The organism is Luteibacter mycovicinus, assembly GCF_000745235.1.
In the GTDB taxonomy this organism is placed as follows: domain Bacteria; phylum Pseudomonadota; class Gammaproteobacteria; order Xanthomonadales; family Rhodanobacteraceae; genus Luteibacter; species Luteibacter mycovicinus.
Map to the genome: position 1 here is coordinate 4,273,622 of NZ_JQNL01000001.1, position 21,193 is coordinate 4,294,814.

General features: G+C 64.1%; 19 protein-coding genes and 3 tRNA genes. 11 read left to right on the top strand and 11 right to left on the bottom strand.

Annotated features, from left to right (window positions below):
• Nucleotides 1–6: 6 nt before the first annotated feature.
• The gene (locus tag FA85_RS19095) at nucleotides 7–885 is read right to left on the bottom strand and encodes a LysR family transcriptional regulator (protein ID WP_197056604.1); all 879 of its coding nucleotides are present in this window, start codon (nucleotides 883–885) and stop codon (nucleotides 7–9) included.
• Between the two features lie 148 nt (nucleotides 886–1,033).
• Here FA85_RS19095 and FA85_RS19100 point away from each other — a divergent pair, with 148 nt between their 5' ends.
• From FA85_RS19100 to FA85_RS19110, 3 genes are all read left to right on the top strand, one after another.
• Entirely contained in the window at nucleotides 1,034–2,146 is a 1,113-nt protein-coding gene (locus FA85_RS19100; RefSeq protein WP_036113864.1) for an S-(hydroxymethyl)glutathione dehydrogenase/class III alcohol dehydrogenase, read from the top strand.
• A gap of 9 nt (nucleotides 2,147–2,155) precedes the next feature.
• The gene (locus FA85_RS19105; RefSeq protein ID WP_036113861.1) at nucleotides 2,156–2,572 is read left to right on the top strand and encodes a ketosteroid isomerase-related protein; all 417 of its coding nucleotides are present in this window, start codon (nucleotides 2,156–2,158) and stop codon (nucleotides 2,570–2,572) included.
• Between the two features lie 62 nt (nucleotides 2,573–2,634).
• Nucleotides 2,635–3,621, top strand: coding sequence for an MBL fold metallo-hydrolase (locus FA85_RS19110; protein WP_036113858.1), 987 nt, complete (start codon nucleotides 2,635–2,637; stop codon nucleotides 3,619–3,621).
• Between the two features lie 33 nt (nucleotides 3,622–3,654).
• On the opposite strand, the gene FA85_RS19115 is transcribed toward FA85_RS19110, so the two are convergent.
• On the bottom strand, nucleotides 3,655–4,239 hold the full coding sequence (locus FA85_RS19115) for a CGNR zinc finger domain-containing protein (RefSeq protein WP_036113855.1): 585 nt from the start codon (nucleotides 4,237–4,239) through the stop codon (nucleotides 3,655–3,657).
• 137 nt (nucleotides 4,240–4,376) lie between these two features.
• On the opposite strand from FA85_RS19115, the gene FA85_RS19120 reads away from it, so the two are divergent.
• Together FA85_RS19120 and FA85_RS19125 are read left to right on the top strand one after the other, a co-directional pair.
• Entirely contained in the window at nucleotides 4,377–5,333 is a 957-nt protein-coding gene (locus FA85_RS19120) for an alpha/beta fold hydrolase (RefSeq protein WP_036113853.1), read from the top strand.
• Between the two features lie 80 nt (nucleotides 5,334–5,413).
• Nucleotides 5,414–5,638 (top strand): RNA-binding S4 domain-containing protein, encoded by a 225-nt coding sequence (locus FA85_RS19125; protein WP_036113850.1) that lies wholly within the window; start codon nucleotides 5,414–5,416, stop codon nucleotides 5,636–5,638.
• 69 nt (nucleotides 5,639–5,707) lie between these two features.
• On the opposite strand, the gene FA85_RS19130 is transcribed toward FA85_RS19125, so the two are convergent.
• From FA85_RS19130 to lexA, 5 genes are all read right to left on the bottom strand, one after another.
• Complete coding sequence (locus FA85_RS19130; RefSeq protein WP_036113849.1) at nucleotides 5,708–5,998, bottom strand: hypothetical protein; 291 nt, start codon at nucleotides 5,996–5,998, stop codon at nucleotides 5,708–5,710.
• Nucleotides 5,999–6,216: 218 nt separating this feature from the next.
• Nucleotides 6,217–9,354 carry an error-prone DNA polymerase gene (locus tag FA85_RS19135; RefSeq protein ID WP_239739820.1) on the bottom strand — a complete coding sequence of 1,046 codons (3,138 nt, stop codon included), beginning with the start codon at nucleotides 9,352–9,354 and terminating at the stop codon, nucleotides 6,217–6,219.
• 8 nt (nucleotides 9,355–9,362) lie between these two features.
• Entirely contained in the window at nucleotides 9,363–10,772 is a 1,410-nt protein-coding gene (locus FA85_RS22490; RefSeq protein WP_036113846.1) for a Y-family DNA polymerase, read from the bottom strand.
• A gap of 73 nt (nucleotides 10,773–10,845) precedes the next feature.
• Nucleotides 10,846–11,475, bottom strand: a complete 630-nt coding sequence (gene imuA, locus FA85_RS19145) for a translesion DNA synthesis-associated protein ImuA (RefSeq protein WP_036113845.1) — start codon at nucleotides 11,473–11,475, stop codon at nucleotides 10,846–10,848.
• Between the two features lie 2 nt (nucleotides 11,476–11,477).
• The gene (gene lexA, locus FA85_RS19150; RefSeq protein ID WP_036113842.1) at nucleotides 11,478–12,104 is read right to left on the bottom strand and encodes a transcriptional repressor LexA; all 627 of its coding nucleotides are present in this window, start codon (nucleotides 12,102–12,104) and stop codon (nucleotides 11,478–11,480) included.
• A 109-nt stretch (nucleotides 12,105–12,213) separates the two neighbouring features.
• Here lexA and FA85_RS19155 point away from each other — a divergent pair, with 109 nt between their 5' ends.
• From FA85_RS19155 to FA85_RS19165, 3 genes are read left to right on the top strand one after another with little or no spacing between them, the layout of a single operon-like run.
• Entirely contained in the window at nucleotides 12,214–13,335 is a 1,122-nt protein-coding gene (locus FA85_RS19155; protein WP_036113839.1) for an MFS transporter, read from the top strand.
• Nucleotides 13,336–13,347: 12 nt separating this feature from the next.
• Nucleotides 13,348–13,968: an HAD family hydrolase gene (locus FA85_RS19160; RefSeq protein WP_036113836.1), complete on the top strand. Its 621-nt coding sequence runs from the start codon at nucleotides 13,348–13,350 to the stop codon at nucleotides 13,966–13,968.
• A complete protein-coding gene (locus tag FA85_RS19165; protein WP_036113833.1) occupies nucleotides 13,965–14,735 on the top strand; it encodes a DeoR/GlpR family DNA-binding transcription regulator in 771 nt (256 codons plus the stop codon). The genes FA85_RS19160 and FA85_RS19165 overlap by 4 nt, the downstream gene beginning before the upstream one ends.
• Before the next feature lie 96 nt (nucleotides 14,736–14,831).
• Here the strand turns inward: FA85_RS19165 and ppsA are convergent, their stop codons facing one another.
• Complete coding sequence (gene ppsA / locus FA85_RS19170) at nucleotides 14,832–17,204, bottom strand: phosphoenolpyruvate synthase (RefSeq protein WP_036113831.1); 2,373 nt, start codon at nucleotides 17,202–17,204, stop codon at nucleotides 14,832–14,834.
• Between the two features lie 184 nt (nucleotides 17,205–17,388).
• Between ppsA and ppsR the strand changes: the two genes are divergently transcribed.
• The gene (ppsR, locus tag FA85_RS19175) at nucleotides 17,389–18,204 is read left to right on the top strand and encodes a posphoenolpyruvate synthetase regulatory kinase/phosphorylase PpsR (RefSeq protein ID WP_036113827.1); all 816 of its coding nucleotides are present in this window, start codon (nucleotides 17,389–17,391) and stop codon (nucleotides 18,202–18,204) included.
• Between the two features lie 33 nt (nucleotides 18,205–18,237).
• The gene (locus tag FA85_RS19180; protein WP_036113823.1) at nucleotides 18,238–18,711 is read left to right on the top strand and encodes a DUF1249 domain-containing protein; all 474 of its coding nucleotides are present in this window, start codon (nucleotides 18,238–18,240) and stop codon (nucleotides 18,709–18,711) included.
• A 150-nt stretch (nucleotides 18,712–18,861) separates the two neighbouring features.
• Here FA85_RS19180 and FA85_RS19185 read toward each other — a convergent pair.
• The 3 genes from FA85_RS19185 to FA85_RS19195 all read right to left on the bottom strand — a co-directional run bounded on the left by FA85_RS19185 (nucleotide 18,862) and on the right by FA85_RS19195 (nucleotide 19,170).
• Nucleotides 18,862–18,938: transfer RNA gene (locus FA85_RS19185), tRNA-Asp, on the bottom strand.
• A gap of 69 nt (nucleotides 18,939–19,007) precedes the next feature.
• Nucleotides 19,008–19,083, bottom strand: a tRNA-Glu gene (locus tag FA85_RS19190).
• An 11-nt stretch (nucleotides 19,084–19,094) separates the two neighbouring features.
• A tRNA-Ala gene (locus FA85_RS19195) sits at nucleotides 19,095–19,170 on the bottom strand.
• Between the two features lie 205 nt (nucleotides 19,171–19,375).
• Between FA85_RS19195 and FA85_RS19200 the strand changes: the two genes are divergently transcribed.
• Nucleotides 19,376–21,136 (top strand): cation:proton antiporter, encoded by a 1,761-nt coding sequence (locus tag FA85_RS19200; protein ID WP_036113820.1) that lies wholly within the window; start codon nucleotides 19,376–19,378, stop codon nucleotides 21,134–21,136.
• The last annotated feature ends 57 nt before the right edge of the window (nucleotides 21,137–21,193 follow it).

The window sequence follows — 21,193 nt, forward strand, 5'->3', positions numbered from 1 at the left end:
TTTAACTCAAACGGGTGTTTGACGCCACGGGGGTGTTGCCAGCCGTTCAACAAGGAAGTCGGCAAGCTGGCGCACCTTGGGCGACAGGTGGCGGCTCTGGGGATAAACCAGCCAGACGGAGCCATGGTCATAGCGCCAGCTGTCGAGCACGGACACCAGTGAGCCGTCCGTCAGGGCTTGCTCGACGTAGAAGTCGGGCAGCTGCGCGATCCCAAGTCCGCGACGGACGGCGTCGAGCAGGGCCTGCCCGGAACTGGCGTGATATCGGCCACGCACAGGCCGCTGTCGGGGCTGTCCGTGCTCGGCGAAGATCCAGTGGCTTGCCGACCCGAGCAGCAAGATATGACTCGTCAGATCATCAGGGGTTGCCGGTGCGGGATGGCTGGCGAGATACGCGGGCGAGGCGACCACGAAGAGCCGACGCTCGCCAAGACGGCGCGCCACCAGGTTCGAGTCGGGCAGCAACCCGGTGCGTACCGTCAGGTCGTAGCCCTCCTCGATCAGGTCGACCGTCCGGTTCGAGAAATCCATGTCCACGCCCAGCTGCGGGTGTGCGGCAAGGAATTCATTGACCAGCGGGGCAACGTAGCGTTCGCCGTAGGTGGTCGCCAGGCTGATCCGGAGGTTGCCGCGCAACCCGTCCTGAAAGTCGACAATCGCCTGATCGGCGGCATCGAACCCTTCGAGGAGGTGTCGGGCGTGCTCGTAGTAAAGACGGCCGGCGTCGGTGAGGCGGAGTTTGCGGGTGGTCCGGTGCAGCAACTGGGTGCCCAGCCGCTGCTCCAGCGCGCTGACCGCCCGGCTGATGAAAGCCGTCGAGAGGTCGAGGCTGCGGGCGGCAGCCGAGAAGCTGCCCAGCCGCACGACCTCGACAAAGGCGTCCATCCCATCCCATGCGCGCATTGATCTTTGCTCTCAGGTAAAAATGCTTCACGTGCCGGATGGCTAATCGATCGGGCGCGGCATGACTAAAATCCCCGATTCACCGGCGCTGGCGCCGGGTCCATCGTCATTGTAAGAGGAAGATCCGACCATGAAGTCTCGTGCCGCCGTTGCCTGGGAAGCAGGAAAGCCGCTGTCCATCGAAGAAATCGACGTCCAGGGCCCGAAGGCGGGCGAGGTGCTGGTCCGCATCGTCGCCACGGGCGTGTGCCATACGGATGCCTACACGTTGTCAGGCGACGACCCGGAAGGCGCCTTCCCGGTGATTCTCGGGCACGAAGGTGGCGGCATCGTGGAAGAGGTCGGCGAGGGCGTTACCTCGCTGAAGCCCGGCGATCACGTGATCCCGCTGTACACGCCGGAATGTGGCGAGTGCAAGTTCTGTCTGTCGGGCAAGACCAACCTCTGCCAAAAGATTCGCGTGACGCAGGGCAAAGGGCTGATGCCGGACGGCACCTCACGTTTCTCGCTGGGTGGTAAGCAGCTGCTGCACTACATGGGCACCAGCACCTTCAGCGAATACACGGTCCTGCCGGAGATCTCGCTGGCGAAGATCAACAAGGATGCGCCGCTGGACAAGGTCTGCCTGCTCGGCTGCGGCATCACCACCGGCATCGGCGCTGTGCTGAACACCGCCAGGGTGGAGCCGGGTTCGACCGTCGCGGTCTTCGGCATGGGCGGCATCGGTCTCTCGGTGGTGCAGGGCGCGGTCATGGCGAAGGCCAGCCGGATCGTCGTGGTCGATACGAACCCCTCGAAGTTCGAGATGGCGAAGATGCTGGGCGCGACCGACTGCATCAATCCGCGCGACTACCCGGATACGCCGATCCAGCAGGTGATCGTGGACCTGACCGACGGTGGCGTGGACTATTCGTTCGAATGCATCGGCAGCGTCGATGTCATGCGCGCCGCGCTCGAGTGCTGCCATAAGGGCTGGGGCGAGTCGATCATCATCGGCGTCGCCGGTGCCGGTCAGGAGATCCGAACCCGGCCTTTCCAGCTGGTGACGGGTCGTGTGTGGCGTGGTTCCGCGTTCGGCGGCGTGAAGGGGCGTAGTCAGTTGCCCGGCTATGTAGACCGTTACATGGGTGGCGAGATCAAGATCGATCCGATGATCACGTATACGATGGGGCTGGAAGACATCAACCGTGCCTTCGACCTCATGCATGAGGGCAAGGCCATCCGCTCCGTCATTCTTTTCTGAAAAAAGCCGATGAACGAAACTCTCGACCTGATCCGCCGCTATTACGACGCCTTCAATCGTGCCGACTGGACCGCGATGCTCGATCTGCTCGACGAGCATGTGGCACACGATATCAATCAGGGCGGCCGGGAATCCGGCCGCGCCCGCTTCGCGGCTTTCCTGGAGCGCATGAACGTGAGCTACAGCGAGCAGCTGAAGAACATCGTCGTGATGGCGAACGCGGAGGGTACGCGTGCGGCCGCCGAGTACATCGTCCACGGTGAGTACAAGGCGACCGACGAAGGGTTGCCCTTTGCTCAGGGCCAGTCTTACGTTCTGCCGGGTGGTGCCTTCTTCGATGTCGCGAACGGCCGGATCACCCGCGTGAGCAACTACTACAACCTCGAGGACTGGCTCGCCCAGGTCCGGCGCGTCGAGGTGGACTAGGCCTTGAACGAGGCGAAACGGGCCGCAGGTCTTTCTGCGACCCGTTTCCGAGCACGCCACGCATGGCATGGACCAATCCGTTTCACGATCCCTCGAAGCCTCATCACACCGCGGAGGGATTCCGTAACCTCGAACCGGAAACGCGTCCACCGGATGGCCTCAGGCGTTGGCGAAGGGAACGCAAGGAGCAAGGCCTGCCCAAGCCGCCCGAGGGCGGTTACGAGTCGTTCTCACGCCGCTGGTGGCAGGCTGCGGATGTGTCAGGTGACGCCGATGCGGCGTGGTGGCTGGGTCATGCCACGGTCCTCGTGCGCAAGGCGGGGCTTACGGTCCTGACCGATCCGGTGCTCAGCCGCCGCGCGTCGCCGCTGTCGTTTCTCGGGCCAGCGCGCCGCACCTTGGCCCCGGTGGATGTCGCATCGCTGCCGGCGATCGATGTGGTGGTGATCTCTCACAATCACTACGACCATCTCGACAAGGCGACCGTGCACGCGCTCTCGCGGCGCTTTCCCGATGCCGTCTTCCTGGTGCCGCTCGGCCTCAAGCGCTGGTTCGATCGTCAGCGTATCGGCAACGTACGGGAACTGGACTGGTGGGCGACCACCGACGTGCGTGGCGCAACGTTTACCTTCGTCCCCGCGCGGCACTGGAGCGCGAGAACCTTGTGGGATCGCAACCGCTCACTATGGGGTGGCTGGGTGATGGCTCATGAGGGCTTTCGTTTCTGGTTCGCCGGCGACACGGGCTACTCGGACAAGCTGGCCGAGATCGGCCGTCGCGCCGGGCCGATCGATCTGGCGGCCATTCCCATCGGAGCCTACGCACCGCGATGGTTCATGCGTGGCCAGCACGTGGATCCGGCCCAGGCCGTGCAGTTACATCGCGAGATCGGGGTGCGGCGCTCCATCGCCATTCACTGGGGCGTTTTCGAACTGGCGGACGATCCGCTGGACGAGCCGCCGCGATTGCTCGGCGAGGCGCTGACGCAGTCGGGCCTGTCCGCGGACGACTTCATGCTGCTGCCGATCGGCGGACGCACGTCGCTCTGAGTTTTCGCTCTGAGCTCCGTCGCGAGACGGGGCTCAGCCGCGTTTGCGGGCGCGGAAAGCGGCGACTTTCATCCGATTGCCGCACATTGCCTGACTGCACCAGCGGCGGTGGTGTGACTTCGTGCGGTCGTGAAACCACAGCGTGCAATCGTCGCTCTCGCACTGGCGGACCAGGTTGAAATCGGCCTTCACCAGGAGGGACGCGATCGCCTCGGCAACGGGCAACAGGGCGGCCACGGGGCCGTCCGCGCGCTGGCGATCGATAAGCGCGGGCGCTTCGCCGGTCGACCAGTCGAGCTGACGATAGGCACTGCTCTGCGCGAGAACCGCGTTCAGCGGCTCGGCATTGCCATGCTCTCCGCGTTTGCGCAGAGCGACCAGATCGCGGGCGTTGTCACGAAGGACGCGGGCGGACGCCAGCAGCGTATCCGGCTCTTCCCCTGTAAGGGGTGATGTCGGCAATCCGGCGGCGGAGAGCCAGTCGTACAAACCCTGCACGGTTTGAAAATGGTCGTGCCGCGCTTCCCCGACGCCATAGCTGCTGTTGATGAAATCCAGTGCCAGGTCGTCGCCGACGAAGTGAGGCGCGGGCGAGTTGTGGTCGGTCGGGGTCTTCATGAATGAGTCCGCGTGGCGTGGTATGCAGTGTAACTTGTAAAGTATCTATTGACCAGTTACTCATAGCTGAGTAACCTTCAAAAACGCAACTAACCAGTTACATCCTTGCCTCACGACCGCCTGCCCGGAGAATTCCCATGCACTTCAGATCCCTGCTAGCCAGCAGCATCCTGTCCGTCGCCGCCGTCGGCGGGGCGACCGCGGCGCCGTCACCGTCGACGGTCGATACCACCGTTCACTACCGTTTCGCCGAGGCGGACGGGGTCAGGGTCTTCTACCGCGAAGCCGGCGACCCGAGGGCTCCCACGGTCCTGCTGCTTCACGGCTTTCCCACCTCGTCATTCATGTACCGCAATCTGATCCCTCTCCTCGCCGATCGCTACCATGTGATCGCGCCCGATCTGCCGGGCTTCGGACTGACCGAGGTGCCCGACGGTGCGCGTTACACGTATACGTTCGATCGTCTCGCCACCACCGTGGATGCTTTCACCCAGACGCTGGGCCTGAAGCGCTATGCCATCGAGGTCTTCGACTACGGCGCACCGGTGGGCTGGCGCCTCGCGGCCGCTCATCCCGAGCGAATCACGGCGATCGTTACGCAGAACGGCAATGCCTACGAGGAGGGCCTTAGCACCGGCTGGAATCCGATCCAGACCTACTGGAAGGAGCCGACGGACGCTCACCGACAGGCCTTGCGCGAGTTCCTGACGCTGGATGCCATCAAGTGGCAGTACACCCATGGCGTCGCCGATCCGACGCTGGTCGCGCCGGAAACCTATGCGCTGGATTTCTCGCAGGTATCCCGCAGGGGCAATGCGGATATCCAGCTCGACCTGTTTCTGGACTACAGGAACAACGTGGCGAAGTATCCGTCGTTCCAGGCCTATTTCCGGAAATACCAGCCGCCTCTGCTTGCCGTGTGGGGAAAGAACGATCCCTTCTTCCTGCCGCCGGGTGCGGAGGCGTTCAAGCGCGATCTGCCCCGGGCCGAGGTCAGGTTCTACGACACGGGCCACTTCGCGCTGGAGACACATGGCGCGGAGATCGGTGCGGAGATCCGCCGTTTCCTCGACAGGGTCGTGCCGCGGGATTGACCTGGGAGATCGGGCGATTGCGTTTCCGGGTGGCCGGGAGTGTTCTAATGGCGCACCGATACTGAAGCGAAGCCACCGTCATGCCGTTCCATGAATTCCGCCTCGAAGGCGACTATGTCGAACTCAACCTGCTACTCAAGCTCACCGGCATCGTCGCCAGCGGTGGCGAGGGCAAGCATCGGGTCGCCGACGGTCTGGTTGCCGTGGACGGGGTGACGGAGATGCGCAAGACCTACAAGGTGCGTGCCGGGCAGGTGGTGACGATCGGCAGTGACGAGATCAGCGTCCTGCCCGAAATCGACTGACGTTTTTGTCGCATGCATGAAAAAACCCGGGGCCGTGAGGCCCCGGGTTTTTGCGTTCCAGCAAGCGAATTACATGCCCGAGCTGGACGACTTGGCCGGCTCGGTGCCGGTCGTGGTGGTGGCCTTCTTGTGCTTCTTGTGGGTCGACTTCATCGCACCACTGGAATCGGCAGCCTTGGAGTCGCCGCTCATCGAGCTGTTGCTGTCCATTTTCATGGAATCGTTGCTGGTATGCGTCTGCGACCCGGCGGTGGAGGCCGGCGTGGGCGCGGGCTTCGAAGCGGCGTCCTGAGCCATGGCGGTACCGCCGAAAGCCATACAGCCAGCCAGCATCGCGACGATCAGTTTCGTGTTGCGCATGACGAAATCTCCTGGAACTTATGGCGCCTTGGGGAAACATTGCGACGCGCGGCGCATGCGCATCGCTCACCGGTAGACCGGACCTGATGGGGTTAGCAAACGCTATCGCGTTTTCACTGAACGTTGCTCCTGCAAAGCAGCAATTTCTCGGGGAACCGTTCAGCCGAAAATTAGCGTGCATTAAGTGACGGCAAGGGTCGTAGGGCGTGAGGGGGGTGTCAGTGAAAATCGCGGGAGACGGAGCCCAGTTGCGGAAGCAGGTCGCTGAAGTCATGCAGGCGGCTGGCAACGAGATGGCGCACGCCCTCGATCGACTGCCACTGGCCGTCGACCGCCAGCAATACCGCGTCCAGCAAGGCCTGACGGCAGGCTTCGGCCACCCTGGGCCGCACGATCACATTCACCTGTCCGGTCTCGTCCTCGAGCGTGACGAAGGTGATGCCACTGGCCGTCTGGGGGCGCTGACGCACGGTGACGAGACCGGCGTGTCGCAGCCAGATGCCGTTGCGTTCGCCTTCGAGGTCGCGCGCCCGCCGGACCCGACGCGCCTGCAAGTTCTTGCGAATCAACCCTAACGGATGAGCGGTGAGTGAAAGGCCGACCGTGGCGTAATCGGCGAAAACATTTTCGGCAGTCGTTGGAGGGCGCAGCGTGGCATGTTCCTCGGCAACCGTATCCAGCAAGGGCAATGTCCGTTCGATGCCTGAGCTTTCCCAGCGGGCGCGGTGTCTGTGACCACTGAGCACACGGAGTGCGCCGGCATCGGCGAGGCGTTCGCGTTCGAAACGGTTGAGACCCGCACGGCGGGCCAGATCCGCGAGATCGCGCAGCGGCGAGACCTCGCGTGCACTGACGATGCGCGCGCCCAGATCGGCCGACAGGCCGGCGATCTGGCGCAGGCCCAGGCGCAGGGCGAAGCGATCGTCCTTCCATGGCTCGAGCGTGCAGTCCCAGTGGCTGGTGGTCACATCGGGCGGCCGTACTTCAAACCCGTGGCGGCGCAGGTCCGCGACGAGTTGCGCGGGCGCGTAGAACCCCATCGGCTGGCTGTTGAGCAGGGCGCAGCAGAAGATCTCCGGATGGTGACATTTCAGGTAGGACGAGGCGTAAGCGATCAGGGCGAAGCCGGCCGCGTGCGATTCGGGAAAGCCATAGCTGCCGAAGCCCTGGATCTGGTCGATGATCTGCTGGGTGAACTCCGGCGTGTAGTTGTTCTTCGCCATGTTCCGGCGGATCTTCGGCTCGAATTTCTGCAGCCCCCCGCGTCGTTTCCAGGCGGCCATCGAACGGCGCAGGTCGTCGGATTCGCCAGGCGAGAAATCCGCCACCACCTGCAGGATCGCCATCACCTGTTCCTGAAAAATCGGTACGCCCAGCGTACGCTCCAGCACCGGCCGTACGCCGTGTTCGTAGTGGATCTCCCCGGACGGCATCTGTCGCCGCTGCAGGTACGGATGCACCATGCCACCCTGGATCGGACCCGGGCGAACGATCGCCACCTGGATCACCAGATCGTAATAGCAGGCCGGCTTCAGACGCGGCAGCATCGACATCTGCGCGCGCGATTCGATCTGGAACACGCCGACGGTATCGGCCCGCTGGATCATCGCGTAGGTCGGACCGTCGTCCATGGGGATGTCGGCCAGGCGCCGGTAGTCGATACCGCGATGCGTACGCAGCATGTCGATCGCCTTGCGCATGCAGGTGAGCATGCCCAGCGCCAGGCAATCCACCTTGAGCAGCTTCATCGTCTCCAGGTCGTCCTTGTCCCACTGGATGATGGTGCGGTTATCCATCGCCGCGTTCTCGACAGGCACGAGGTAATGCAACGGCGTATCGGAGATAACGAAACCGCCCACGTGCTGCGACAGGTGACGTGGCATGCCGCTGAGTTCCTGCACCAGTACCACCAGCTGCCGGATGGTGCGACTGGCGATATCGAAGCCACGCTCCTGCAGGCGCTGGATGATGGAGACCTCGCCATGCGCATGGGAATACGCATGACTGAGCTGGTCGAGCTGGTCTTCCGAAAGACCGAGCGCACGACCCACATCGCGTGCGGCGCTCTTGGGCTGGTAGCTGATCACCGTGGCGGCAAGGGCGGCGCGCTCACGGCTGTACTTGTCGAACACGTACTGCAGGACTTCTTCGCGACGCTCGTGTTCGAAATCGACGTCGATATCCGGCGGCTCGTCGCGTTCCAGGGAGATGAATCGTTCGAACAGGGTGGTGATCTGGTCGGGATTCACTTCGGTGATGTGCAGGCAGAAACAGACCACCGAGTTCGCCGCCGAACCGCGTCCCTGGCAGAGGATTCCGCGTGAACGCGCAAAGCGCACGATGTCCTGCACGGTCAGGAAGAAGGCCTCGTAGCGCTGTCGGGCGATGAGGTCCAGTTCCTTCTCGATGCGCTCGACCAGCGCGGATGCGACGCCATCGGGCCAGCGCAACGCCGCGCCTTCGTAGGTGAGCTGGCGCAGCCAGGCGGCGGGGTCCTTGCCTTCGGGAACCAGTTCCCTGGGGTAGACATAGTTGATCTTGCGAATGTCGAAACCGATGCAGCGCGCGGCGACGACGGCGGTCTCGTCCAGCATGTCGCGCGGGTAGATGCGGTCGAGCGTCTCGCGCCGGCGCAGATGGCGTTCTCCGTTGGGAAACAGATCGTGGCCCGCCTCGGCCACCGTGCGGTTGAGACGGATCGCTGTCATGACGTCCTGCAGGGCGCGCCGGCGACGCAGGTGCATGTGTACATCGCCTGCCGCGACACAGGGCAGGGCGTGGCGCGCGGCAAGGTCGCGCAACGCGTCCAGTTCGGCCTCGTCGTGCTGGGACCGGTGCAGTTCGACGGCCAGCCACGCGCGGCTTTTGAAGTGCGTTGCCACCCATGCCGCCCGGCTCTCGTGTGTCGCCATGCCGGTGGCCGCCAGCGGGCCGGGCGCCCAGAGCAGGCACAGTCCGTCGGCGAGATTCTCCAGATCGGCACGATGCAGTTCGTAATGGCCCTTGGTCGCACGTCGCCGACCCAGCGTGATCAGCCGGCACAGCTCGGTATAGCCGTCCTGGTTTTCGACGAGGAGAACGATGACGGTGCCGTCGGAGAGTCGGAATTCGCTGCCGACGATCATCGGTAAACCGACTTCGAGTGAGGCCTCGAGACCTCGAACGATGCCTGAGAGCGAGCATTCGTCGGTGATCGCCAGTGCGGTGTAGCCGATTTCCCTGGCTCGCTCGAAGAGCTCGCGTGCGCTCGATGCCCCGCGCTGGAAACTGAAATCGCTCAGCGCATGCAACTCCGCATACGCCGGGACGTCGACATCCCCATCGTTGGCGGGCAGTGTAAGTACGAGAGGCAGCACAGCGGGACCTACGCGAACCAGCCGTGCAGCATCCAGCCGTCGAGTGTACCGGGCGGCAGGTAGGCCCAGGCTTGCTGTCCGTTTGCGGTGCGCACGATGTAGTAATCGCGTCGCGTGTCTTCGCCGTCCCACCAGCCGCTTTCGATCCGTTCGGGGCCGGCCAGTACGGCGGTGGGCTCGGGGCGCATCGGCAGAGGGCGCGGCAGGAGCCATAAGGGACGACGTCGGCGTGGCAGTGGAACCGTGCTGTCCGGTGTGCCGTAACGCATGGCGCGTTCGGGCCGATGGTCGGCCACGAGCGCGATCTGCCGAAGCGCGGCGTCGCCCAGTCGTGCCCGCAAACGTTCGTCGAGGGTGGGCCAGTCGAGACCATCGCCGCGGACCGGTTCGAACAGGTCGCGTACCGGTGGACGGAATACCGGCAGTTCTTCGGCATCCAGTTCGATGGCGCGCGCCGGTGCGGGTAACACGGTGCGCTCGAGGCGCGTGCGGGCCAGGTCGAACAGGCGTTCGGCGTCGCGTTGCGGCGCGGCCATGGCGACGACGACGCGTGTCGTGGCACCGCGTGCATGCTCGAGCGTCAGGGTGAAACGCTGTACGCCGCCATCCCGTGCCGCGAGCAGATTGGCCAGTGCACGGGTGAGGCGGCGCAATGGAAAGAGCAGGGGCTGACTGCCATCCAGTTCGCTGTCGAACTCGATCCTCTGCTGGAAGTTGGCGGGTGGCTGCCAGGCGGCCAGGGGGTGGGTGGCTTGCCCGCGGATGCGATCGAGCCAGTTCACGCCATCGCGGCCGATGCGCCGGGTGAGTTCCGGGCGAGGAAGGCGAAAGACCTCGTCGAGACGACGAAAGCCCATCGCGTGCAGCGATTTCACCGTGGTTGCCGGCAAGCCCGCCCGATCGAGCGACAAGGCGCCCAACATGCGTATGACGCCTTCGCGCTCGGGCAGCACCATGCCGTCCGCATGAGCGGCGAACACCCATGAGGCGGCCGGGAAGGGAGTGGCGGCCATGGTGTGTACATGACCTTGCTCGCTAAGGCCATGGCACAGTCGTTCCGCCAGCACGGGCCAGCCGTCGAACAGACGCAGACTGGCACCCAGTTCCATGAGGATGGCGCCTGGCGGGACCAGGCTGACATGACCACTGAACTGGTAGCACCACGCGGCGAGTTCGGCGAGCAGGCGCGCCTCGGCCTCACGGTCGCGAGGGCGCACTTCCAGGGCGGGGCAAAGCGCGCGTGCGGCGGCGAGGCTCTGCCCACGGCGCACACCGAATGTGCTGGCCTCCGGATTGGCGGCGGCGATCAGGCGCTGGCGCGCACGGGTATTGAGCAAGGCGGAGGGGCCTGCCTCCGGTGTCGCGGCAAAGGCGGCGGAGAACGCCAGACCGGGAAAACGGAGACAGGCCCAAAGCATGGCTGCGTATAAGAAGCGACGACGGAGCGTCCGTCATGACGGCGAGCGGGAAGCGGCGTCATGACGGTTTCCATCAGGCCCGCATGCGCAGCAGCGGAGCGGTGGTGGTCAGCAGTCCTCGCGACTTGAGGACATCCACATAGGTGGCCTCGTCGCTGTTGCTGACCTTGAGGCGTAGTGCCGCCGGGCTGTTCTGCTCGGCGTGCCCGGCCGGGCGGAAGATCATGGCGCAGGCGTCGCCGCTTTCGGCGGCCAGCTGCAGGCGACGCAGGCTGCGGTAATCGATGTCGGGCAACCAGCCGACCACGGCGCCGCAGCAGCCGGAACGCAGGCACTGCTCCATACTCCATGCGGCCTCGGTGCTGCCGGCATGGATTTCGTGCAGGAAGCGCAGGTCGACACCGGCCGCCGCCAGCGCGGGTGCATAAGGCAGGTAGGGCGGTGCGACGAAGATCACGCGACGGTGTTCCTGGGTGAGCGCGGCAAGCGCGGGCATCACCAGGTCGAGCTCACCCAGCCCATCGTGTTCGAACAGGATTTCGCTCAGCGCGCCTTGCGGCCAGCCCCCGCCGGGCAGCTTCTGGTCCAGGGAGGTCCAGCCGGTGGACAGCGCACGTACGCGCGGCTGACGGTCAGCGGAACGGCGCCAGATACCGGGATGGTCGAGCACCTGGGCGAGGGTCGGAGTGGCGATGGCGTTCATGGTCAGGTCCTGCGGATGATGCCGACGTAACGCCCTTCGATGGCGAACGCATGGCGACGGGGGTCGACTTCGATCGGGCTGAAGTCGGGGTTTTCGGGCAGCAGCAGAAGCCGGCCGCGCTCGTGCCTGAGGCGTTTGACGGTGACTTCGTCGTCCAGCCGGGCGACCACGATCTGGCCATCGGTGGCGGTTGCGGTCTTGTGGACGGCGAGCAGGTCGCCGTCGAGGATGCCGGCGTCGCGCATGCTCAGACCCACCACGCGCAGCAGGTAATCGGCGCGCGGACGAAACAGGGAAGGATCGACCTCGAGCTGCGACTCGATGTTTTCCTCGGCCAGGATGGGCGAGCCGGCGGCCACGCGACCGATCAGCGGGAGGTCGTTAGCGGCGGCGGTACGCATGATGGCGGCGTTGCCGGCCGAAAGGCGCAGGCCACGATGCTGCGGGGAACGTTCCAGCACGCCCTTGCGGACCAGCGACTCGACGCAGGCCTGTGCGGAGCTGTGGCTGGGGAAGCCCAGGGCATCGGCGATTTCGCGCAGCGTGGGCGGCAGGCCTTGCGTCTGCAGGTATTCCTGCAGAAATGCGAGGGTCTTTTGCTGACGCTCTGTGAGGGTAGGTGTCGACATGTGTACATTTGTACATAGGTCGGGCAACCGGTGCAAGAGGGATGCGCTCTATTGCACGTTTATGCATGATTGAATACATTGATGCGCATTCCTCGTCCCCGGAATTTGCATGAAGCCTGTACGCGCTACCCGATTGATCTTCCTGTTATCCGGCATCGGCATGGCCAGCTGGGCACCGATGGTGCCCTACGCCAAGGCTCGTCTGGGTCTGGACGATGCCACGCTGGGCCTCGTTCTCTTGTGCATGGGGTGCGGAGCGACAGCGGCGATGCCACTGGCCGGTTTCTTCAGCCATCGCTTCGGCCACCGCGATGTGATCGGCGTGAGCGGGCTTCTCGTCTGCCTCGCCTTGCCCTTGCTGACCCTTGCGCCGAATGTCTGGTGGCTTGGCGCGGCGCTCCTGTTTTTCGGTGCATCCCTCGGTGTGGTCGACGTCGCCATGAATGCGCATGCGGTCGACGTCGAGAAGCAGCAGGGCAGGCCGATGATGTCGGGTTTTCACGGGCTTTTCAGCGTCGGAGGTCTGGCCGGCTCCGCCGGTATGGCGGCCTTGCTTCGGTTCGGTGCGCCATTGACCGGCAGTGCCATCGCGGTCTCCGTGCTGATGCTGCTCATCGTGGGTACCCAGTGGCGACACTTCCTTGTCCGGCACGACGATGGCTCGGGCGACGTGCATGCGGGCTTCCGTATGCCGAGTGGCGCCGTCTTCCTGCTTGGCTTCCTGTGCATGGTCGTCTTCCTTGCGGAAGGTGCGATGCTCGACTGGAGTGCGGTATTCCTGCGCTTCTCGCGTGGTTTCGATCCTTCCGTGGCTGGCCTGGGGTACGCGGCGTTCTCCGTCGCCATGGCGATCGGGCGCCTGCTGGGCGATCGCATCACGGCCTCGCTGGGAGCGACCACCATCGTGCGGATGGGCAGCCTGATCGCCGCGGCCGGCTTCTTCCTTGCCACGCTGTTGCCCTGGGGCCCCGTCGCCTTGCTGGGTTTCGTCCTGGTCGGTATCGGCGCGTCGAACATCGTGCCCGTCCTGTTCAGCGCGGCGGGGCGGCAGAAGAACACCTCGCCGGGTATCGCCATCGCCACGGTCACCTCGCTGGGGTATGCGGGGATGCTGGCCGGGCCCGCGGTCATCGGTTTCGTCGCCCACGCCAGCAGCCTTTCGATCGCCCTGGCGGGGGTCGCCAGTCTGCTCGTCGTGGTTTCCCTTTGCGCCTCTATCGTGCGCCGTTGAACGGAGTTTTCCATGCATAAGAAACGCGATGTCGTGATCTTCGATTTCGGCGGTGTCCTGATCGACTGGAACCCGCGCTACCTCTATCGCAAGCTGTTCGGTGACGATGAACAGGCGATGGAAACCTTCCTTGCCGAAGTCACCACGCCGGAATGGAACCTGCGACAGGACGCGGGTCGTTCATGGGATGAGGCGGTTCGCCTTCTTACCGACGAACATCCCACCAAGGCCGAACTGATCGCCGCCTATCAGCACCGCTGGGAAGAAACCCTGGGCGGCGCCATCGACGACAGCCTGCACATTCTGCGTGAGCTGAAAGAGGCGGGTCATCCGCTGTATGGCCTGACCAACTGGTCGCACGAGACCTTTCCGTTCGCGCGGGAACGCTTCGATTTCCTGGGCCTGTTCGACGGCATCGTCGTGTCGGGCGAAGAGGGCATGATCAAGCCCGACCCCAGGCTTTACCAGACACTGCTCGAGCGATATGACATCGATCCGGCGACGGCCGTCTTCATCGATGACAACAAGGCCAATGTCGACGCCGCCGACGCCCTGGGCATTCATGGCATCCATTTCCACACGCCGCGTCAGTTGCGCGACGAACTGATTGCCCTGGGTTTCCTGTCGGCATGAATGCGTCGGTCGACATTACGCTGCCTCGCGAGCGTCAGCAGCTGATCCTCGAGCGTCTGCGACGCGACGGGAAAGTCGTGGCGGCGGAACTCGCGCAGGAATTCCGGGTGTCGGAAGACTCCATCCGGCGTGATCTGCGCGATCTGGCGGGGCAGGGTCTGTGTCGGCGCGTTTACGGTGGCGCGTTACTGGCGGTGAGCATTCCGCCGCTGGGCGAGCGCCATGCGGAGCGCACGGAACTGAAGCGGGCGCTTGCACGTACCGCGATCGGTCTGGTCGGTAGCGGCCAGATTCTTTTCATCGATGCCGGCTCGACCAACACGGTTCTGGCGAGGATGTTGCCGGAGCACCATGACCTGACCGTGGTGACCAATGCCCCCGACGTCGCCCTCGCGGTGCTGGGACGACCCGGTTTCGACGTGATCCTGCTCGGCGGCAAACTCGATCCGGCCATCGGTGGCGCGATCGGCTCACGTACGGTGCGACAGGCGCAGGACATTCGCGCCGATCTGTGTTTCCCGGGCGTCTGCGCCATCGATCCGCAACGCGGCTTATGGACGTACGACGAGGAAGAAACCGTCTTCAAGCAGGCGATCATCGAGGCGAGTGGTGAGACGGTGGCGATCGCCACCCCGGACAAGCTGGTGGCCTCGGCGACACATCACACGGCGCCGATCAGCGGCGTCTCGCATCTGGTGGTGGCGGCGGATACGGATCCGGCAGTGGTGGAGCGGTATCGGGTGGCGGGCGTGACGGTGCACCTGTAATCGTCAACAGGTACGGCTCCCACCGGGGTGTGATCGCCGGGTGGGAGCCAAGCCTGCTGGCGATGCTCTTTCCGGACTAAGGAAAGAGCCGATCCATCAGCCGGCCTTCTTCCTGGCCAGACGTAGCCACGTATCGACCACGGTATCCGGATTCAACGACACCGACTCGATGCCCTGTTCCATCAGCCACTCGGCAAGGTCCGGATGATCCGACGGGCCCTGGCCGCAGATGCCGATGTACTTGCCCTTGGCCTTCGCGGTCTTGATCGCCATGGCCAGCAGCTTCTTCACCGCCGGGTCGCGCTCGTCGAACAGGTTGGCGACGATGCTTGAGTCGCGGTCGAGGCCGAGGGTCAGCTGGGTGAGGTCGTTCGAGCCGATCGAGAAGCCGTCAAAGATGTCGAGGAACTCGTCCGCCAGCAGGGCGTTGGAAGGGACCTCGCACATCATGATGACCTTCAGGTCGTGCTCGCCCTGGACCAGGCCGTTCTTGCGCAGTACCTCGATGACCTTGCGGCCTTCGTCCAGCGTGCGGACGAACGGAATCATGACCCAGACGTTGGTCAGGCCCATGACCTCGCGCACGTACTTGGCGGCCTTGCACTCCAGCGCGAACGATTCGGCGAAGTCCGGCGAAACATAGCGGCTGGCGCCGCGATAGCCGATCATCGGGTTTTCTTCATGCGGCTCGTAGCGCGAACCGCCGAGCAGACCCGCGTACTCGTTCGACTTGAAGTCGGACAGGCGCACGATCACCGGCTTCGGGTAGACGGAGGCGGCGATGGTCGAGATGCCTTCGGCGAGGCGGTCGACATAGAAGGAGACCGGATCCTTGTAGCCGGCGATGCGCGCGTCGATCCGGGCCCGGGTCTCGGCATCCTGCTTGCCGTACTCCAGCAGCGCCCTGGGATGCACGCCGATGTGGCTGGCGATGATCATTTCGAGGCGGGCCAGACCGATACCCGCGTTCGGCAGCATGCCGAAGTCGAAGGCGCGCTCGGGGTTGGCCACGTTCATCATGATCTTGAGCGGGGCCTCCGGCATCGCGCCGAGGTCGGCGGTGATGCGGTCGAACTTCAGCAGGCCTTCGTAGATCGTGCCGGTATCGCCTTCGGCGCAGGAGACGGTGACTTCCGCGCCATCCGGGATCGACTCCAGCGCATTGCCGCAACCGACCACCGCGGGCACGCCCAGCTCGCGGGCGATGATCGCCGCATGGCAGGTACGACCGCCGCGGTTGGTGACGATGGCCGCGGCACGCTTCATCACCGGCTCCCAGTCGGGGTCGGTCATGTCGGCCACCAGCACGTCACCGGGCTGCACCTTGTTCATATCGGCCAGCGACCGGATGACGCGAGCCTTGCCCGAACCGATCTTCTGACCGATGGCGCGGCCTTCGGTCAGGACCTTGCTCTTCTCGTTGAGCTGGAAACGCTCGAGCGTGGTCGCGTGCGAGCGCGACTTCACGGTCTCGGGGCGGGCCTGCACGACGTAAAGCTTGCCGGTGTTGCCGTCCTTCGCCCACTCGATGTCCATCGGGCGGCCGTAGTGCTTTTCGATGACGAGGGCCTGGCGCGAGAGCTCCTCGACGTCGGCATCGTCAAGGCAGAACCGATGACGCAGCTCGGCCGGGGTTTCTTCGATGCGCACGCGCTCGCCGGGCTCATCGGAATAAACCATGCGCTGCTGCTTGGCGCCCAGGCTGCGGCGCAGGACGGCAGGCTTGCCTTCCTTGAGCGTGGGCTTGAAAACGTAGAACTCATCCGGGTTCACCGCACCCTGGACCACCATCTCGCCCAGACCGTACGAGCCGGTGACGAAGACGACGTCACGGAAGCCGGATTCGGTGTCGAGCGTGAACAGTACGCCCGACGCACCGACATCCGAGCGGATCATCAGCTGCACGCCGGCGGACAGGAAGACGTCCTCGTGCTTGAAGCCCTGGTGCACGCGATAGGCGATGGCCCGGTCGTTGTACAGGGAGGCGAAGACTTCCTTGACCTTATGCAGTACGTCGTCGATGCCGACCACGTTGAGGAAGGTTTCCTGCTGGCCGGCGAACGAGGCGTCGGGGAGATCCTCGGCCGTGGCGGAGGAACGCACGGCCACGGCGATGTCGTCGGCGCCGGCATCCTTGCAGAGCTTGATGTAAGCGTCGCGGATGGCCTGCTCGAGGTCGGCGGGCAGGGCGGTGTCGACGATCCAGCCACGGATTTCCTTGCCGCCGCGAGTCAGTTCATCCACATCGTCCACGTCGAGCGTGGCCAGGCGCTCCTGGATCCGCTTCGCGAGGCCGCTCTTTTCGAGGTAGGTCTGGAAGGCATCGGCCGTGGTGGCGAAGCCACCCGGCACGGAGACACCCAGTTTCGCCAGGTTGCCGATCATCTCGCCGAGGGAGGCGTTCTTGCCACCCACCTTGCCGAGGTCGGTCATGCGTAGCGCGTCGAGCCAAAGTACCAGGTCGCTCAAAGGAAGTTCCTCACATCGGTTGGGCGGCGGGCCGCGCTGGAAAAATCGGCGCATTGTCGCGGTGGTATGGTCTGGCTGACAAGCGGCGATGCACAAATCGCCCGTGATAATGCGGGGTGGATGGTTATGAAGACGTATTGGTCTTAAGGTGGCGGTCACGGAACCAACCCAAGGAAACCGTTCGATGCGGCGTACCGTCTTCTTCATTTCCGACTCCACCGGCATTACGGCCGAGACCATCGGCAACAGCATGCTCGCCCAGTTCGACGGGGTGCAGTTCGATACCCACCGGCTGCCCTTCATCGACAACGCGCAGAAGGCCGAAGCCGCCTCGCTCCGGATCAAGACCAAATACGCGCAGGACGGACACCGCCCCATCGTCGTCAATACGATGACCTCGAGGGCACTGTGCGACATCGTGGCGGGTAGCGGCGCGCTGATGCTTGACGTGTTCGCGCCTTTCATCGAGCCGCTCGAGGCGGAACTGGGGGCCAAGCAGTCGGGTGCGGTGAACCGCTCTCATGGTCTGGTCGATTTCGAGCGTTACGAGGCTCGCATCGAAGCGACCAACTACGCCCTGGCTCACGACGATGGCCTCGACGTGGACTACAACCAGTCCGATGTCGTGCTGGTGGGCGTGTCGCGGTCCGGCAAGACGCCGACCTGCCTGTACATGGCCTTGCATTACGGCGTCTGTGCCGCCAATTATCCGCTCACGGACGACGATCTCGACAAGCTGGAACTGCCGACGCGCCTCCGCCCCTATCGCAGCCGGCTCTTCGGGCTCACCATCGACCCGGTCCGCCTGGCGCAGATCCGCGAGCAGCGCCGTCCCGGCAGCCGCTACGCCACGTTGAAACAATGCCGCTGGGAACTGGAGCAGGCCGACAAGGTGATGCGGCGGGAAAACATCCCGGTCCTCAACACGACGCACACCTCGATCGAGGAAATCTCGAGCAAGATCTTCGAATACCTGGGGATCGAGCGACACATGTATTGACCGAGCCACGGTTTACGGAGACCCGCCCACGTTATGACCGCCGTCATCGACCGCCCAACGCCGCTGATCCCGGGACGCTTCGAGTTCCTGATGGGTCTGTATGCGGAGAACTACCACCGTCTGGCGCGTCTGTTCGCGCCACAGCGGCTGACGCCCGGCCGTTACATTTCCGATGTCGACGATGGGCTGAAGGTGCGGCTGGACGTGCAGGAAAAGCATCCGTATACGCTGGAGCTCGAGCTGACCTATGACTTCGTCGACGAGGTCACCGGGCAGCCGTCGCCGTCCGCGCAGCTGCGCATGTACACGGATGCCCACGTGGCCGAAGCCATGCATTGCCATCCCGGTCGTAAGCTGTCGCAGGTACTGGGGCCGTTTCCGGCGGCACATACGGTGTTTCAGCATCGTCTGAGGATGAACGGGTTTCTCAGCCGCTGGCTGGAATACCTGGCCGAGCAGGGCCATTCGATCGGGACGCTGGCGCGTGTCGACGGCCCGCTTCCGTAGGAGCGCGCCTCGCGCGCGAAAGCTTTTCGCGACGAGATCAGGTTGTGTATCGAGAGGGCGGAACCGGTCGCGCGCAGGCGCGCTCCTACAGTTCCGGAGAAATTGCAGGCAAAAAAAATCCGCCAGATGGCGGATTCCTTTTAGAAGTAATGGCGGAGCGGACGGGACTCGAACCCGCGACCTCCGGCGTGACAGGCCAGCATTCTAACCGACTGAACTACCGCTCCACACTACGTTCCAACTCTTCCAACAACTACCAACTTCTCCGTCCATTCACTTCCTGGCGGACCAGAAAGTGGCGTCCCCACGGGGATTCGAACCCCGGTCGCCACCGTGAAAGGGTGATGTCCTAGGCCTCTAGACGATGGGGACGTCTTAGAAGTTGGTGGAGCCAGCCGGGATCGAACCGGCGACCTCCTGCATGCCATGCAGGCGCTCTCCCAGCTGAGCTATGGCCCCCTGCTGGAAGCCGCAAAGATTACGTCCGACCCGTCGCTTCGTCAAGCATTCGTTACACTTTTTTTGAATTTATTTTCGACGAATTCAGAATGACGAGGTGCAGCAATCACTTGCGTGTGTCATGCATCGATCGTTGTTTTGGCTGCCGCGTCCCTCGATCACGAAACACGGGTTAACCTGTCTGTTCGCACACACAGGGACAAGCATGCACGGCATCGTTTTCATCCAGGATCTCGCCACGGTGATGCTCGTCGCCGGACTGACGACGGTTATTTTCCAGCGTCTCCGGCAGCCGGTCGTGCTTGGCTACATCATCGCGGGTTTGCTGATCGGGCCGCACACGCTGCCGGTGATCTTCATCCACGACGAACAGACGATTCGAACGCTGTCCGAACTGGGCATGATCCTGCTGCTGTTCGCGCTCGGTCTTGAGTTCAGTCTTAAGAAGCTGCGCGCGGTCGGCGGAGCGGCGCTCGTGGCCGCGTTCTCCGAAATCGTGCTGATGGTCTGGATCGGTTACGAGATCGGCCGGTTCTTCGGCTGGTCGGCGATGGATTCGATCTTCCTGGGCGCGATGCTTTCGATCTCGTCGACGACGATCATCATGAAGGCGCTCGAAGACCTGGGGCTGAAACGCGAGCGCTTCGCACAACTCATGTTCGGGATCCTCATCGTCGAGGATCTGCTCGCCATCGTGTTGATGGCCTTGCTCACCGGTATCGCCAGCACCGGCGGGGTCGAGGCGGGGCAGGCCTTCGCCGCAATCGGTCGCCTCGGTCTGTTCATGGCCGTCTCGCTGGTGGTCGGACTGCTGCTGGTACCGCGCGTCGTCGACTACATCGCGCGGGTCAGTCGCAACGACGTGCTGCTGGTCGCCGTGCTGGGTATCTGCTTCGGTTTCTGCCTGCTGGTCACCGAAATGGGCTACAGCGTGGCGCTGGGGGCTTTCATGATCGGCGCGATCGTCGCCGAGTCGGACAGCGTGGCGCGCGTCGAGCGGATCATCATGCCGGTGCGCGACATGTTCAGCGCGATCTTCTTCGTCGCTATCGGCATGCTGATCGATCCGGCGCTGCTGGCGCAGTACGCGTGGCCGATCACCATCGTCACCATCGCGGTCGTCGTGGGTAAGGTCATTACGTGCAGTTTCGGCAGCTTCGTGGCCGGCAACGATGGCCGCACCTCGCTGCGGGTCGGCATGGGGCTGGCGCAGATCGGTGAATTCTCCTTCGTCATCGCTTCGCTGGGTCTCACGCTCAAGGTCACGAGCAATTTCCTCTATCCCGTCGCGGTGGCGGTCTCCGCCATCACGACGTTCCTTACGCCCTATCTGATGCGCGCGTCCGATCCGCTGGCGAGTTTCCTCGCGCGCAAGCTGCCGTCACGGGTGACCGGCGTGTTCGGCGCCTATACGGAGTGGATGGGTAGCCTGGGCCTGCAGGGGCAGGGGGCCATCGTGATGAAAATGATCCGCCGGCTGGTCTGGCACGTGATCATCAACACGGCGCTGGTGGTCGCGGTGTTCATCGCGGCGGCCTTCGCTTATCGCCGGGGCTTCCTCCATCTGGACATCGTCAGCACCGATGCGACCGTTCAGCGCACTCTCGCCTGGTCGCTGGCGGCGCTGGTCTCGCTGCCGATGATCGTGGCGACCTACCGCAAGGCCGAGGCGCTGGGCATGCTCCTGGCCGAACTGTCGGTGCCCGACCGCTTCGGCAGCCGGACCTACCGGATCCGGGCGATCCTGGCCCGCATCGTGCCTCTGATGTCCATGCTGATCATGGGCCTGCTGGTCGCGGCGCTGGCCTCGACGATCCTGCCGCCGCGGGAGGTCGCGGGAGTGCTGATACTGGTCGGCATCGGCCTGGCGTGGCTGCTCTGGCGGGTGCTGGTGCAGGTGCACGCCCGGCTTCAGGCGGCCCTTCGCGACACCCTGGACAAGCCCGGGCAGGACCACCATGAGTGACCCGTGTCCCGTTTTTTGAAAGGTTTCTGAACTTTCCATGTGAAACCTTGTCTTTCG